This is a genomic window from Olsenella profusa DSM 13989 (assembly GCF_030811115.1).
In the GTDB taxonomy this organism is placed as follows: Bacteria; Actinomycetota; Coriobacteriia; order Coriobacteriales; family Atopobiaceae; genus Olsenella_F; species Olsenella_F profusa.
In genome coordinates, this window is record NZ_JAUSQK010000001.1 from 38,141 (window position 1) to 52,234 (window position 14,094).

The window sequence follows — 14,094 nt, forward strand, 5'->3', positions numbered from 1 at the left end:
CTTTTCCGTACCTTGCTGCTAGGCTGCGAGGCCCAAGCTCTGCCTGTATTGTAGGGGGCTCATCGAGCCCAGCGAGCGCTTGATCCTCGTCTTGTTGTAACGCTCTATATAGGCGTCTATCCTCTCCTTGAGCTCATCCAACGTGACGCCCGCCCAGTCCCTGCCATAGAGCATCTCGACCTTCATGGTGCCGAAAAAGCCCTCCATGCGGGAGTTGTCAGGGCTGCACCCCTTGCGCGACATGGAGCGCATGATGCCGGCCTTCTCGCAGATGGAGATCCACTCGGGCCAGCGGTAGTGGCAGCCGCAGTCCGAATGGATCACGAGATGGCGGCGCTCCTCGTCTGTCGTAGTGGCCAAAGCCGCCTTGAGCATGGAGTTGGCCATCTCGGCGTTGGGCGAGGTCGAGGTCGTCCAGCTTACGATGGCGCCGTCGAAGCAGTCCAAAACCGGGCTCAGATAGAGCTTGCCGGCCGGTATCGAGAGCTGCGTGACGTCGGTGAGCCATAGGAAGTTGGGAAGTCCGGCTTCGAAGTCCTGGCAGACCTTGTTGCCGGGGTGTTCCGAGACCTCGCCCTTGTAGGAGCTGTAGGCCTTCCCGGGCTTTGCCTTGCCGTGCGCCTCGAGCTTCTCCTCAGCCATTATTCGCCCTATCCTGCGCTCGCCGATGACATGTCCTCGTGCCTCGAGCTCGTCGTGGATGCGGCGCCTTCCGTAGGCGCCGTCGTTGGCGTTGAAGACGGCGCAGACCAGCTCCCGCGCCCCGGCGTCCCTGTCCCCGGCGGCGATGGCCGAGAGTTGGTACTGGTGGCTCGATCGGGCCATGTCGAGCGCCGAGAGAAGCTCGCACAGCCTCCATTTGGGGCGCAGCGACTCAATCAGCAGAGTCTTCTCCCTGTTCGTGAGCTCGTTTGCCGGGTCGGCGCCCGTCCCTTTTCCCAGGATCTCGAGGGCGCCCTCCAGGATGTCGCGCTTGAGCTCGAGTTGGCGCAGCTCTTTCTCGAGTTCGGCCTTCCTGGCCTCGAGGGCATCTATTTCTGTCTGCGTGACGGGAGCCGCTCTGGCGGCTCCGGCGTCGGACGCGCCATTTGAGACGGCGTTGCTTGTGTCGGGCATCGGGGGCTCCTTCTCAGGCAATAGCTCTCGCTTCCACTTGTAGAGGGTACAACGCGTGGAGCCGACCTCGTCGGCGATCTGTTGCGCGCTTCCGGCTCGTCTGACAAGCGCTGTCACGGCTTTCTGCTTCTCTTCGAGAGTGAACGTCCTGGGCTCGGCTGTCCGCCTCTCGCCAGGTGCCAGCTCGTCTATCCACTCTCTGAGCTTTTGCGTACTTCCGGGGTATCCCAGCTCGCGTCTCGTATAGGCGTTGCAGCGGCCGTGCTCCAGATAGTGGTTGACGGCGGCCCGCCTTTGCCCTTCTGAGTAGCGTTCTAGGTTGCGCCCCCTGAGCGCGCCTCCGTTGTCCTGCCATTCCCGATACCATCCTACAAGCTGTGCCCGGCTTGGATATCCCAACTCGCGTATCGTAGCCGTGGCTTTAAAACCATACTTGATATAGAGCTCGACCGCTCTTGTCCTCTGCTCAAGGGAGTACACGCCATCCTCCAAACATCATCGTTTGGTACGGATTTCCGGTACCGGCCCCGTTTGAGCATCGAAAGGTTTCGGGTCCGGGCACGAAAGACCTTCGGGTATGAGCATGGGCACGTCGACCACCCGCGGCCGGCCCGACAATGTCGTTGCTTCGGTCTGCGACGTTAGGAGGGCCAGAGGGGAATGATCGGCGTGGACAAGATAGAGGACATGCGCAGAAGGGCGAGAGTCGGGGAATCGATAGCCTCGATTGCGAGGGCAGTCGGCGTCTCGGAGCCGACGGCCAGGAAGTACGCCAGGGCGGAGGACCTGTCGCCCGAGCCGCCGAAGAGGAAGGAGCCGGAGAGCGAGCTGCTCGCGCCGCACAGGGAGGCGATCGACTCCTGGCTCGACGACGACCGCGGGAACTGGCGCAAGCAGCGCCATACGGCCGTGAGGGTGCATGTGAGGCTCAGGGACGAGCGGGGCTACGAGGGCTCGTACTCCACCGTGCAGCGCCACGCGAGGCGGCGCCGGGAGGAGATGGCCCGCGAGCGCGACCGCAGGGACGCCGAGGGCTTCCTGCGGCCGGGCTGGCTGCCCGGAGAGATCCAGGTCGACTTCGGCGAGGCCGATCTCGGGGTCCGCGGGGTGACCACGAGGGGCAAGTACCTGACCATCACCTTCCCGCATTCGAACGTGGGACTGACCCAGGTCTTCTGGGGCGAGACGGCCGAGTGCGTCTGCCAGGGGCTGCGCAGCGTCCTCGAGTCCATGGGCGGCGTGCCCCGCAGGGCCGTCTTCGACAACGCCACCGAGGTCGGCCGGCGCGTCGGGGAGACGGCCAGGGTCTCGGGGCCCTTCCGCCGCTTCGCGGCGCACTACGGGCTCGACCACGCCCTCGCCAACCCCTATTCGGGCAACGAGAGGGGCAACGTGGAGAACAAGGTCGGCTGCCACAGGAGGGACCCCTCCGTGCCCGTCCCGTCCTTCCACGACGTCGCCTCGTCCGATGAGAGGCTGCTCCAGGACTGCCTCGACCTGAGCGGGGGCAAGCGCCACCACGGGCCCGGCACGCCCGAGCCCGGGCTGTTCGGGGAGGACAGGGAGGCGCTCTCGCCGCTGCCGCCGGCCGCGTTCTCGTGCGTCAGGTGGGAGACGAGGAAGTGCAGCAAGCAGGGCACCCTCGCGCTCGGGGGCGTGCACCGCCACTCCGCCGGACCCGCCTACGCACGCTGCGAGGTCGCCGTCGCCCTGGGAGCCTTCGACGTCACGGTCTGCGACGTCTCCACCGGCGAGGCGATCGCCACCCACGGGCGCCAGTGGGGCGGGGCGCCGACCGACAGCTCCGACCCGACGCCGCGGCCGGGGCTGCCGTGCATGAGGCCTGCCGGATGGAGGGACTCGAGCGTCAGGGCGTCGCTCCCCGAAGAGCTCGTCGCCTTCCTCGACGGCGAGCCGGCAGACAGCCTGAAGGCCGACCCCGGGGTGCTGCGCGACGAGAGCGCCGAGAGGGGCTGGGGCGCGGCCGTCGAGGGCATGGCGCGCTCGCTGGCGGCGACAGGCGGCCTCGACCGCGCGACCGTCTCCCCCTCCGCCGCCAGGGCGGCAGCCGGAGACGAGCGCGCCGGGTACGGCGAGGAGGTCGACCTGGGCGCCTGCGACGGGGCGCCGAGGCTGCTCGAGGGGGGTGGCAGGCATGCCGCAGACGAGCCCGGGGCGCGGGGCCTCGCAGGCCGCCTTCCGTGGGGCGGCCAGGGCGCCCTCCGTATCGGGCGACACGATGGATGCCCTCCTCGCCTCCGCGACGCCGGGGCGGGCGGCGGCATGCACGGCGATGCCCGAGTCGGAGATCGCCCGCCGCGACAGGACGAAGGGGGCGAGGCTGCTCCGGCAGGCGAGGTTCCCCGTGCCCAAGGCGCCCGACGTCTTCGACCGGCCGAGCGTGGCCCTCCCCGACGGCTGGGGGCGCGACGGGACGTGCTCGCTGGCATTCGTGCGCGACGCCGAGGACCTCGTCTCCTGCGGCCAGACGGGGCGCGGCAAGACCCACATGGCCACGGCCCTCGGCATCGCGGCGACCTCGGCGGGCTACCCGGCGGGGTTCTGGCAGACCGCGCGGCCGGTGCCCCGGCTGGGGAAGGCCAAGAGGGAGGGCACGCCCGACGGGCCGCTCGCGGACATCGCCAGGGCAAGGCTCCTCGTCCTGGACGAGTTCGGCTACGTCCCCTTCGACGTGGACGGGGCAAGGCTGCCCTGCCAGGTCATATCCGAGAGCCACGAGGGGAGGGGCGTCACATCCGCCGCCGACGCCGGGTCCGGCCGGTGGGGCACGGTCCTCGCCGACGACAAGCCCGCGGCCGCGATCGTGGACCGCGTCGCGCGCCACGGCAGGCTCGTCGAGTTCGGCGGACCCAGCCACAGGCCCGGGGAGAGCCTCATGCTGGGGAAGTCTGGGAGGTAGGGACAGCGGCGCGCCCGTGACGAAACCCGAAAAAGTTTCATGCACGGATCCGAAAGAAATCCGCGCTCAAAACCAAAAGTCAGGCTTGACTAAACACACCCGGGGACAGGGCGTGCCGCGACTTCGCGTCGGGACCCCCCGACCTCCCGTGGCCCGCCGGCGTGACGCGGCCCCCGATGCCGGCCGGCAAGCCCTGCCTGGGCCCCGTCCCGGGCTGCCTCGACGGATCCACCGTGAGCTGGACGACCCCCGCCTCTCCAGGCGCCGGGATGGCGAGCCCCATGCTCGGGGCGGCCGTCAGGCTGGCCCGCCCAAGCGAGAGGGCCCACCTCACCACCCACAGCGACCGTGGGTGCCACCATCGGTGGCCCGAGTGGATGTCGATCTGCGACGAGGCGGGCGTCGGCCGCCCGATGCCCAGGAGGGGCCCTTCCCCCCGGCAGCTCCCGCATGGGGGGCCTCTTCGGCACCATGAAGGTCGAGACGTCCCATGGGAGGGGCTGGGAGGGGGTCGGCCTGGACGGGCCCAGACGGAGGATCGATGGCCACATCGAGTGGCACGACACGAAAGGGGTCAAAGGCCCATTGGATTCAGTGGGCCCCTTGACATGCAGGCAGGGCTTGGGCCTTGCGGCCTAGGAAGTCAGGTACGGAAGAACGGTGCCAGGCCCAAACCGAAAGTCAGGCTTGACTAAACACAGCGCGACGGCCCCGCGTCTCATCTCCTCGGGATGCCTCGGTTCGCGCTCGCGTTCGGGCAGGGGCACCTCGCCGGCCTCCCCATACCCATGCCACCAGTCCCTCAGCGTCTGCCTGCCGGGGTATCCCAGCTCGGATATCGTGTCTGCGTAGCCATGGCCGAACCCGATGAGCGTCCCTATCGCGATTCCTCCCTGTCCTGCGCCGTACACACGGCTTTCCTCCCGGCCCGTTTCGGTCCAGGATTCCCACCGCAGTCCCCCTGCTGTCCTACGCGTCTAGCGTTTGAACTGCGTTAGATATGCTTCGCTCTTCGTTCCCGCTTGATACTCGCTCATGTTGTCGCCGAGGAAATGAAGGATAGTATCAATGACAACTAGCTCGGAGACATGCGACTGCCGGCCCAGATCCCTTGCACTATCTGCCGCGCCAGTGGCAATCGTCAGATCGGCGAGCTCCGTCGCCTCAGAATGCAGCGACCCGGTGATGAGGATGCTCCTGAGTCCGTTCTCTTTGGCGAGTCTCATACAGTCGTTCGTGTATATGGAGTTCCCCGAGTGGCTGACCGCGACGAACGCGTCCCCGGGGTCAGCAAGGATGATGCTTCGCATCATGAACTCGAGGTTATCACTGTTGAAGCTGTGCTTCCCAAACCTCAAGAGCCTGTGCGCGAAGTCCGCCGCGATGACGTTCGTGTTCCCCCAGCCAAACGTGTACACCCTGCGAGCTTTTTTTATGATCGCGACGCACTCATCGATATCATCCTGCGTAATGTAGCGGGACATTCCAGAGATTGCATCTCCGATTTCATTGACAAAGGTCACAACGTCCCCAACGTCATCCCTAGCGGCCTCGCTATTGGACGAATCAATTGCGTTTAAGTCCATGGCTATGGAAATCTTTAGCTGATAAAACCCGGATTGACCTATGGACTTGCACATCCGCATAACGGTGGCGTCACTGGTTCCGGTCTTAGACGATAGGTCCGCCATACTCATCAACGTCACTTCCGAGGGGTGCGCCAGAACGTAATCAGCGACCCTCTTCTCGGCGCCATGCAAATGAGAGTACTTCCGCTTAATTTCGTCTGTAATCATTCATTGTCCTTATGTGTCAAGCCGCTGCGATTGTCACAATCAGAACGCGCATCGGGTTCACAGTGAGATTTTATTCAATCGGCGCTCTGCCAGTAACCATTTCTATAGAACCCATTGAGTCGTATTTCTTTATAATGTGGCCTTAATGATAGTATATGACGATTTTGTAGTATTTACAGTAACAAATTAATATGTTATAAATGCCGTTAATCGGCATATTTATACCGCTCACAACGCAATGTAGTATTACTACATATTAATTGATACTATATATATGTAGTAAAACTTTATCTGAAAGGAGCGACGGTGTCTAACGACGAAGTATTGCGACTCAACAGAAGTGGACTGCCTCTCTACCTAGACATGTCCTCGGGAATCATGGCATTGTCGGGGGAGCTCACGTTCCGCGGAATGGGGCACAAGCGAGCAGCTGACATGGAGGGGCTTTTTGTCGCGGGACAGTCTGTCGAACATGACAAGCCCATCTATGAGATCTACCGAGGGATAGCATTCCCCAAGGATGACGGGATCTTCGAGCGCTACGAGATGTCGTATGACATCACCATCATCCGAGGAGGAACCGTTGGGGGAGAATTTCACAAGACCTCAGGGCATTACCACGGCTGGAACCCCAGCAGGACGAACACATATGGCGAAGTCTACGAGGTGATATTCGGAGAGGCGCTCTTCGTCCTTCAGAAGTCTCCGGACTTCGACGAGAATCCCGCAGGCACACACGTAGAGGACGTCATCCTCGCAAGGGTGCACGCCGGGCAGACCCTCCTCGTGCCCCCGAACTACGGTCATTGCTCGGTGAACGTGGGAGAGGGGCCGCTCGTCTTCTCCAACGTTGCGTATAAGCCATGCCCAGTGATTTATGACTCCGTGAAGATGCACCACGGGATGGCCTACTACGCCTTCAAGGGTGAGGACGGCGAGATAGAGATTCGCAAGAACGACAACTACTCAAATCTTCCGGAGCCCAGGCTCGTAGGCGTCCGGGAGGACCCAGAACTTGGAATCGATTTCTTGAGGGGCGCATACGAAAACTTTGTCGAGGCTCCCGGGCTCTTCAACTTCCTGCCGCATCCGGACGGATACATCGTCCGAATCATGAGCCTACTCGTTGACGAGTAGGGCGACCAACTAATCGGTTTCATGAAGGGAAAAGACATGAAGAAACTGCAGATTGCACTGGATGTCTTCACTACGAAGGAGGCCCTCGAGATTCTCGAGGAGGTCGCCGACTACGTCGACTACGTTGAAGTGGGCACACCACTGTGCATTGCGGAGGGCGCCTCGGCGACGAGGGAAGTAAAGAAGCACTTCCCCGACAAGATCGTCTTCTCGGACATCAAGGTCATGGACGGCGGGTCGGATTGCCCGCGTTCGGTGATCGACGCCGGCTGCGACATGTTCTCCGTCCTCGCGACTACTGATGACAACACGATGAGGGAGGCCATCAAGCTCGGACACGACAACGGAGTCATGGTCCTCGCGGACTTCTGCAACGTAAGCAACATGTCCAAAAGGGCGCTCGAGCTTGACTCGTTCAGGGCCGACTACCTCTGCTGCCACGTCGGCTACGGTCGCCAGGAGTTCGGCGCCAACCCCGTCGAAGAGCTCTGCCAGCTGGAGGTCGCCAATACCCCTAAGGCGATTGCGGGAGGTATCAAGCTCTCGACCTTCCAGCAGGCGCTCGAAAGCTCCGCCGAGGACATCATCGTCGGGGGCGGAATCGTTCGCGCTGACAATCGTATTGCCGTGGCGAAAGAAATGCGCAAGATGATGGACGCCGCAAATGGAAAGGAGGCTTGAGTTGAATACGGTAGAAAGAGCAGCGAGGGGCGCCGAGCAGCTGTCGAAGTGCCTCTCCAGAGTTGACGAGGCGAGCGTCGAAGCACTCGAGGACGCCATAGTTGGCGCGGATCGCGTATTCGTCATGGGAGCGGGGAGATCGATGCTTGAGCTCCGCTGCCTTACCATGAGGCTCATGCATCTCGGATTCACCGCGTTCGTTGTCGGGGACACCACCACTCCCGCCTTCCGGAAAGGCGATCTCCTCCTCGCGGGATCTGGCTCTGGGACAACGTCGGGCGTCGTGAGAGTCGCGGAGAAGGCGAAGTCCCTTGGGGGTACCGTAGCCGCAATCACGATCAAAGCGGACAGCCCCCTCGGGAGGATAGCGGACGTCGTCGTCACCGTGCCCGCCTACACCGACAAAGAGAAGTACGACGGCATGGACAGGCCCGTGCTTCCTGGTGGTTCGGAGTTCGAGTCATCAATCCTATTCCTCGGCGATGCCATGGTGGTCCCGCTGGGAGAGAAAAGGAGCATTTCCACGGACAAGCCATTTGACCTGCACGCAAACCTCGAGTAGCAAGTTAAGTCCTGGAGAGAAGGGCGGAAAGATGAAGTACCAGCAGCTTGTCGACGGCATCGTCGACGGACTTGGCGGGATGCCGAACATCTCGTTCGCGACCCACTGCGCGACAAGGCTCCGCATGAAGGTCCGTGACACGAGCAGGGTGAGCCAAGACGTACTGAAGAAGGTCAGGGGCGTGCTGGGTATCCGCGACATCGGCGATGGCGAGATCCAGATAATCGTTGGGACGGACATCGAAAACATCTACGATGAATTCGTCAAGATCACCGGGTATGACGGACCTTCCAACGATGACATATCCGAAGAGGAGGCGCTAGCGAGGGGCGACCGCGCAGAGAAGACCGGGGGCAAAGGAAAAAGCAAGGCCTCCAAAGTTGGACGAACGATAATGGACTACCTCGGTGGCACCGTCGCGCCAATCATCCCAATATACATGTGCTGCGGAATGATTATGGCGTTCCTCACGGTCTGCACTACCTTCCTGGGTCTCGACTCCAAATCCGGCGTTGTCACCATCTTCAACTTCGTGGCGAACGCGGGCTTCTACTTCATCCCGATTGCGCTCGGATGGTCGGCGGCAGAGAAGCTTGGCGTCCGCCCCGCCCTCGGAGCGCTCCTGGGTATGTTTCTCGTGTATGTCACGATTAACTGGCCCAAGGGAGGACTCGACTTCTTCGGCATCCCCGTCTACCAGGTCGCGTACAACGGATCGTTCCTCCCAATGATTCTCGGCATGGCCTTCATGGCACCGGTGTTCAAGTTCTTCAAGAAGCACATTCCCTCGAACGTACAGTACTTCCTTCTCCCCCTCTGCACCATGCTCGTTACCGTCCCGGTGACGCTCCTCGTGCTCGGACCCATCGGCTACGTTGCCGGAACCGGCTTCTCGGTGTTCATGCAGTGGATGGCCACCCATGCCAAGTTCCTTGCCTCCGCCATCTGGGGCGCCTTCTGCCCGTTCGGCATCATCTCCGGCATGGACAAGGCAGTCTACTCTATCAACATGGGCGTTTTCGACCCGAGCTCCGCAATCTACGTAGGGTATGACAACCTGTTCTGCCCTGGCGGCCTTGCCGGGAACTCCGCTATAGGCGGCGCCGCCCTCGCGGTCTTCTTCCTCTCCAAGAAGAGCGATACCAGGCAGGTGGCAATGTCGTCCGGGATCACTGCAATCCTCGGAATCACCGAGCCCGCGCTCTACGGAATCTGCCTCGAGTACGGCCGTCCGTTTGTCGGTGCCATGGCTGGCGCCGCTGTAGGAGCCATGTTCGGCGCACTCTTCGACCTCAAACAGTACAGCTGGGCCGGACCTGGACTGATGACCTCACCCACGTACATCTCCCCCAATGGCGACCTGACAAACTTCTGGTTCTGCCTCGCGACCATTGTGGTGTCAGCAATCGCTGGCTTCATCTTCACGTACGCCTTCAGCAAGTCCAAGGCCAAAGAGATCTACGCCAAGTAGCCAAGTCGTTTATGTGGGCCACCTCCCGTGAGGTGGCCCATCCCATTGAGGTGATCATCGTGCTCTACAACGACCCAAAGAGCTTTCGCGAGGACATGCTGAAGGACTACGTGGCCGCATACCCGGAGTACGTGGCCCAGGTGCCGGGGGTGTGGCCCGCGCGACGAGGAGGCGGATTCTAGGGAACGTCGCAACACTCCCTGTCGATAGCACCGGGTTCTAGGTTATCAGCGAATCGTCTGTCAATTCCAGGAACACCTCGCTGGGCCTCCTCCACCCGAGCGTCTCGCGGGGCCTGTCGTTGAGCCCCTCGGCGACCGCGTCCAGGTGCTCCTCGGGGTAGACGCTCAGATCGGCGCCTTCGGGAAATACTGCCGCAGCAGGCCGTTCGCGTTCTCGCTGGCGCCGCGCCGCCATGGCGGGTGCGGGTCGCAGAAGCAGACGCCCATGTCCGACGCCACCGACATCTCGTCGTGCAGCGCCATCCCCGAGCCCTGGCCCCACGCCAGCGAGTCGCGCATGAGCTTGGGCAGCCCCGCCATCTTCCTGACGATGGCCTCCTGCGCCTCGCCGGAGCCGTGGCCGTCAGGCAGGTGCGGCAAGATGGCGTTCCGGCTCGACCTCTCCGCCAGCGTGCCCATGGCGCCTTTGTTCGCGGCGCCCGCTATGAGGTCGCCTTCCCAGTGGCCCGGCACGGCGCGGCCCTCCGCCTCGGGCGGCCGCTCGGGGACTGTCGCCACCGGCTCGCGGAGGCGCGGCTTGCGCGCGTTGGCGGCCGTCCCCGGCCTGTGCGGGCCGTGCGCCCGCTGCGCAGCTGCTGGGGGACGTCGCGCTCGGGCTGCCCCTTCGCCTGGATGTAGACGGCCTGGCATATGGTCTCGGTCGATGCGTTCATGCCCTCATTATCGGGGTATCCGGCCGCGTCTGCCTTCTCCGGGAAGAGCCTCGGATAGAGCTCGCCCTCGTCCATGCCTTCGGCATCCCTCCAGGAGATCCCCTCCCTTTCTGCTGCCTCGGCGACAGCCTGGATGCCGTGCCTCGACACCCCGAGCGCCTTCGCGGTCGCGTTGCGGGATGTCCCTGCGGCCAGCTGCTGCAGTATCAGCCTGGCCTTGATCCTCCTTGCCATGCATTCCTCCTTCGTCTCGCCGGGACATGGCAGGAGGAAGCCATCAGCTGCAGAGGAGGCAATCCGCCTGCTTCCAGCAGGCGGTGCCGAGACGCAATATGGTCGGTGCCGAGGCGCAATAACTGGCTATGTGGCAGCTGGTGCTGTAGCGCGACAGGCGCAGTGCCGCTGAGGACTAATACTCACTAAAATCGACGTAGTGCCTGACGAAAGGCCATACGAGCAAAGCATTAGCCAAGAAAGGCACTGCCACCGCAATCACACAGGCCCACGTATCCTCCGCGCTATGAACAAAAATTGCGACCATGCCCGCAAGCCGAGTACAAAAGTTTCTCATTACGGGAATTCTGAATCCCTGGCAACCATTAAGAAGCCATGTGACGTCGACTACCGACTCCACCACCTAGCAAAGCCAAATGAGCGAGATGAGCAAATTCGTTGATCCAAGAGTGAATGCATGGGCCAGGTAAGCCAGTACGACCAGCGTGCCCCAGACGAGGCCCATCGCAAAGATGTCCCAGAACGTCTTAGACTTCAATGCGCGATTATCTCCACAACGAGCAATTTCACGCACGCCATAATTAGTAATTGGTAGTGTCGGAAATGTTGGTGTTCGCGCCCGTCCGATAGGGCCGGCCCCGCGCCTAGAATCCGTTGCCCATCATACCATCATGCCGCCCTCCTCCCCGCGTCGGCGAGCTCCATGGCCGTCCGCACGACCTTGAGGCCCCGCATCCTCGACTCTTCGGTCGTCTCCGGCTCGGCGGGCGCCGGCTCCTCCAGCCTCGCGAGCGACTCCGGCACGATCCACCTGCGCGACGACCAGTCCTCGTCCTGCTCGGCCATGACGGCCCCGACGAGGCGGATCATGGACTCTGCGCTCGGGAACACCTGCACCACGCGCGAGCGGCGCCTTGTCTCGCGGTTCGTGCGCTCCTGCACGTTGTTCGTGCGGATGCGCCTGCGGTGCTCGGCCGGGAAGCCGAGGTACGCGAGCGCGTCGGCCTCGGCCCCCTCGAGCAGGCTCGCGGCCTCCCCCGACATCTCGCCGATGGCGTCGATCGCCGCGTGGTAGGCGCAGCGCACCACGGCGGGGTCCTCCTCGCGGAACACCGCCTGCAGGGCCTTGCCGGCCATGGCGCGCTGGCGCTTGGTCTTGAGCAGCGAGCAGACGTCGCACCCCAGGCGCACGGCGCGGCGCTGCCAGGCGGCGCCCGGGAAGCACTCCGCTATCGCGCGCTTCAGCCCCTCGTGGGCGTCGCTCGTGACGCACCTCACGCCGGAGACGCCGCGTTTTCTGAGGTCGCGGCAGAACCCGAGCCATCCCGCGTAGGTCTCCGTGTCTATGGCCGAGAACCCCACCACGCGGCGCACGCCGTCCGCGCCGCAGGCGATCGCCGTGACGGCCGCGGTGGACTGCACGCGGCCGTCACGCCTGCACTTGACGTACGTGGCGTCGAGGAACAGGTAGGGGAACTCCAGCCCCTCGAAGGCCCTTTCCGCGAGCGCGGAGACCTCCTCGTCGAGGGACCTGCAGATCGCGCTCACCTGGTCGGCCGAGAGGCGCTCTATGCCGAGCTTCCCGGCCACTTTCTGGACCTTGCGAGTCGAGACGCCGTTCTGGTACATCTCGGCCACCGCCGCGGCGACGGCGCGGTCCACGCGGCTGTAGCGCTCTATGATCCCCTCCGGGAAGTAGGTCCCCGCGCGCAGCTTCGGTATCCGCATCGTGATCGGGCCCACGGCGGTGACGAGCCCGCGCTCCCTGTAGCCGTTGCGCGCGTTGGCGCCGTCCTCGCAGAGCGCGTCCGCCTGAGCGTCCATGACTGCGTTGACCATCGTCTCCAGAAGCACGCGCGCCAGCTCGCGCAGGTCGGCTTTGCCGTTCCCGTCGGCGGGGACCTGCTGTAAAGTATCCATTGCGGTCGTTGCCTTTCCTCGAATCTCTTATCTAGCCGTAAAAGATTCTAAGGCGGCGGCCGTTTTCCTATCTAGGGGCGCTTACACCAACTTTCTCGACACGATCTAGTAATTCCGAGCTGTGCAAAAAACACGAAGTAGTTGGCAATGGATTGCGTATAGGGAGCGCTGGCGCATGTCGCACTCCACGAGCAGCACGCCCTTGCCCGAGGTGGCGATGGCGCTCGCGAGGTTGGAGGCGATGAAGGTCTTGCCTTCGTTGGGTACGGACGAGGTGATGACGATGGTCTTGATGGGATGGTCCACGCTCATGAAGCGGATGTTGGCGAGCAGTGTCTTGGAAGCGTTGAGCACCGACTGCATCATGCGGTCCATCGACTTGGCGGTGCGATCGCTGGAAGCTGGGGCAAAGGGCATGGCTACGACCTCCCGAGGTTGGGGAAGTGGCCGATAATGGGCACACCCAGAAGCTGCTCGGCCTCTTCGGAGCTCTTGACGCGCGTGTCGACGAGGTCCAGGACGACCACGATGACCATGGAGGCGAACAGGCCGACCAGCGCGCCCACGAGCGTGTAGAGCGCACGACGAGGGCCCGAGGGCTCGGTGGGCACGCTGGCGTTGTCGATGACGTTGACGGACTCCACGCCCATGACCTGTTGCGCCACCCCGGACACATGGCTCACGAAGGCGTTGGCGATGTCCGAGGCCGTCTGGGGGTCCGCGCCCGTCACGGAGAGCGAGATGACGCGCGTGGTGGTGGAGCTGATGACGTCCACCTTGTAGCCGCTCAACGAGGAGAGGCCCAGGGACTGCGCCACGTCCTGCTCCACGCGGTCCGACTTGATGAGGGTCGAGACGTCGTTGGTGAGCATCTGGCCGGCGGAGAGGTCGTTGTAAGCCGTGGCGCTCTTCTCGTCATCGCCCTGCGAGAGCACGTACATGCTGGTGGTCGCCGTGCACTGGTCGGGCATGATGCGCACGGCCACGCCCGTGACAAGCGTGGCCGCCACAGTGAGCGCAACCACGAACGTCCAGTGCTTGCGGAGGAGGCCGAAGAATTCGAACAGGGTCATATGTGTTCGCTTTCCGTATGTTCGCTTGGTGTCGGTGGGGCACGGCATGGCGTGCCACAGACCTTGACCAGTACCCCACACCTGGGTGAATACAGATATAATTCATGTATATAAAATCTTGTTGGACGCACCTATGGCCGATGTCCCAGGTTTTCCCACTTCGCATGCCGTCGCCCTCCAGCCGTGCGAGGTATCGCATAGGTAGTGCGAGGTTTTTTCGCCCAGGGCGCCTCGCATGCGGACTGGAGTCAGCACGCGAGACGGAACCGGCCGGAAAACCTAGCACAAC

The 14,094-nt window shown here is 63.1% G+C and carries 13 protein-coding genes and 2 pseudogenes; 7 read left to right on the forward strand and 8 right to left on the reverse strand.

The window, feature by feature from the left end:
- Positions 1 to 18: 18 nt before the first annotated feature.
- The gene (locus J2S71_RS00155) at positions 19 to 1,608 is read right to left on the reverse strand and encodes an IS3 family transposase (protein ID WP_307387982.1); all 1,590 of its coding nucleotides are present in this window, start codon (positions 1,606 to 1,608) and stop codon (positions 19 to 21) included.
- 195 nt (positions 1,609 to 1,803) lie between these two features.
- On the opposite strand from J2S71_RS00155, the pseudogene istA reads away from it, so the two are divergent.
- Positions 1,804 to 2,643 (forward strand): annotated as a pseudogene (gene istA, locus J2S71_RS12205) (IS21 family transposase); the annotation flags it as partial.
- Between the two features lie 155 nt (positions 2,644 to 2,798).
- Here istA and J2S71_RS00170 read toward each other — a convergent pair.
- Positions 2,799 to 3,113 carry a hypothetical protein gene (locus J2S71_RS00170; RefSeq protein ID WP_307387988.1) on the reverse strand — a complete coding sequence of 105 codons (315 nt, stop codon included), beginning with the start codon at positions 3,111 to 3,113 and terminating at the stop codon, positions 2,799 to 2,801.
- 158 nt (positions 3,114 to 3,271) lie between these two features.
- On the opposite strand from J2S71_RS00170, the gene J2S71_RS00175 reads away from it, so the two are divergent.
- Positions 3,272 to 4,036, forward strand: coding sequence for an ATP-binding protein (locus tag J2S71_RS00175; protein WP_307387990.1), 765 nt, complete (start codon positions 3,272 to 3,274; stop codon positions 4,034 to 4,036).
- A gap of 635 nt (positions 4,037 to 4,671) precedes the next feature.
- Here J2S71_RS00175 and J2S71_RS00180 read toward each other — a convergent pair.
- On the reverse strand, positions 4,672 to 4,947 hold the full coding sequence (locus J2S71_RS00180; RefSeq protein ID WP_307387992.1) for a helix-turn-helix domain-containing protein: 276 nt from the start codon (positions 4,945 to 4,947) through the stop codon (positions 4,672 to 4,674).
- Between the two features lie 66 nt (positions 4,948 to 5,013).
- Positions 5,014 to 5,832 (reverse strand): MurR/RpiR family transcriptional regulator, encoded by an 819-nt coding sequence (locus J2S71_RS00185; RefSeq protein ID WP_307387994.1) that lies wholly within the window; start codon positions 5,830 to 5,832, stop codon positions 5,014 to 5,016.
- A 306-nt stretch (positions 5,833 to 6,138) separates the two neighbouring features.
- On the opposite strand from J2S71_RS00185, the gene J2S71_RS00190 reads away from it, so the two are divergent.
- From J2S71_RS00190 to J2S71_RS00210, 5 genes are read left to right on the forward strand one after another with little or no spacing between them, the layout of a single operon-like run.
- On the forward strand, positions 6,139 to 6,969 hold the full coding sequence (locus tag J2S71_RS00190) for a glucose-6-phosphate isomerase family protein (RefSeq protein ID WP_307387996.1): 831 nt from the start codon (positions 6,139 to 6,141) through the stop codon (positions 6,967 to 6,969).
- A 36-nt stretch (positions 6,970 to 7,005) separates the two neighbouring features.
- Positions 7,006 to 7,650, forward strand: a complete 645-nt coding sequence (locus J2S71_RS00195; protein ID WP_307387998.1) for an orotidine 5'-phosphate decarboxylase / HUMPS family protein — start codon at positions 7,006 to 7,008, stop codon at positions 7,648 to 7,650.
- Between the two features lies 1 nt (position 7,651).
- Entirely contained in the window at positions 7,652 to 8,212 is a 561-nt protein-coding gene (gene hxlB / locus J2S71_RS00200) for a 6-phospho-3-hexuloisomerase (RefSeq protein WP_307388000.1), read from the forward strand.
- A gap of 31 nt (positions 8,213 to 8,243) precedes the next feature.
- Positions 8,244 to 9,683, forward strand: a complete 1,440-nt coding sequence (locus J2S71_RS00205; RefSeq protein WP_307388001.1) for a PTS transporter subunit EIIC — start codon at positions 8,244 to 8,246, stop codon at positions 9,681 to 9,683.
- 32 nt (positions 9,684 to 9,715) lie between these two features.
- The gene (locus J2S71_RS00210; protein ID WP_307388003.1) at positions 9,716 to 9,865 is read left to right on the forward strand and encodes a hypothetical protein; all 150 of its coding nucleotides are present in this window, start codon (positions 9,716 to 9,718) and stop codon (positions 9,863 to 9,865) included.
- A gap of 37 nt (positions 9,866 to 9,902) precedes the next feature.
- On the opposite strand, the pseudogene J2S71_RS00215 reads toward J2S71_RS00210, so the two are convergent.
- The 4 genes and pseudogenes from J2S71_RS00215 to J2S71_RS00230 form a co-directional block, all read right to left on the reverse strand.
- Positions 9,903 to 10,596 (reverse strand): annotated as a pseudogene (locus J2S71_RS00215) (IS30 family transposase); the annotation flags it as partial.
- Between the two features lie 885 nt (positions 10,597 to 11,481).
- On the reverse strand, positions 11,482 to 12,732 hold the full coding sequence (locus J2S71_RS00220; protein WP_307388006.1) for an IS256 family transposase: 1,251 nt from the start codon (positions 12,730 to 12,732) through the stop codon (positions 11,482 to 11,484).
- Positions 12,733 to 12,837: 105 nt separating this feature from the next.
- Positions 12,838 to 13,149 (reverse strand): P-loop NTPase family protein, encoded by a 312-nt coding sequence (locus J2S71_RS00225; RefSeq protein ID WP_307388007.1) that lies wholly within the window; start codon positions 13,147 to 13,149, stop codon positions 12,838 to 12,840.
- Between the two features lie 2 nt (positions 13,150 to 13,151).
- The gene (locus tag J2S71_RS00230) at positions 13,152 to 13,805 is read right to left on the reverse strand and encodes a YveK family protein (protein WP_307388008.1); all 654 of its coding nucleotides are present in this window, start codon (positions 13,803 to 13,805) and stop codon (positions 13,152 to 13,154) included.
- Between the last annotated feature and the right edge of the window lie 289 nt (positions 13,806 to 14,094).

What these genes read in the sequence shown, in the direction of transcription:
- J2S71_RS00170 (WP_307387988.1), bottom strand. Translation starts at nt 3,113, where the DNA reads ATGCCCTCGACGGCCGCGCCCCAGCCCCTCTCGGCGCTCTCGTCGCGC.
- J2S71_RS00175 (WP_307387990.1), top strand. Translation starts at nt 3,272, where the DNA reads ATGCCGCAGACGAGCCCGGGGCGCGGGGCCTCGCAGGCCGCCTTCCGT.
- J2S71_RS00185 (WP_307387994.1), bottom strand. Translation starts at nt 5,832, where the DNA reads ATGATTACAGACGAAATTAAGCGGAAGTACTCTCATTTGCATGGCGCC.
- J2S71_RS00195 (WP_307387998.1), top strand. Translation starts at nt 7,006, where the DNA reads ATGAAGAAACTGCAGATTGCACTGGATGTCTTCACTACGAAGGAGGCC.
- J2S71_RS00205 (WP_307388001.1), top strand. Translation starts at nt 8,244, where the DNA reads ATGAAGTACCAGCAGCTTGTCGACGGCATCGTCGACGGACTTGGCGGG.
- J2S71_RS00220 (WP_307388006.1), bottom strand. Translation starts at nt 12,732, where the DNA reads ATGGATACTTTACAGCAGGTCCCCGCCGACGGGAACGGCAAAGCCGAC.
- J2S71_RS00225 (WP_307388007.1), bottom strand. Translation starts at nt 13,149, where the DNA reads ATGCCCTTTGCCCCAGCTTCCAGCGATCGCACCGCCAAGTCGATGGAC.
- J2S71_RS00230 (WP_307388008.1), bottom strand. Translation starts at nt 13,805, where the DNA reads ATGACCCTGTTCGAATTCTTCGGCCTCCTCCGCAAGCACTGGACGTTC.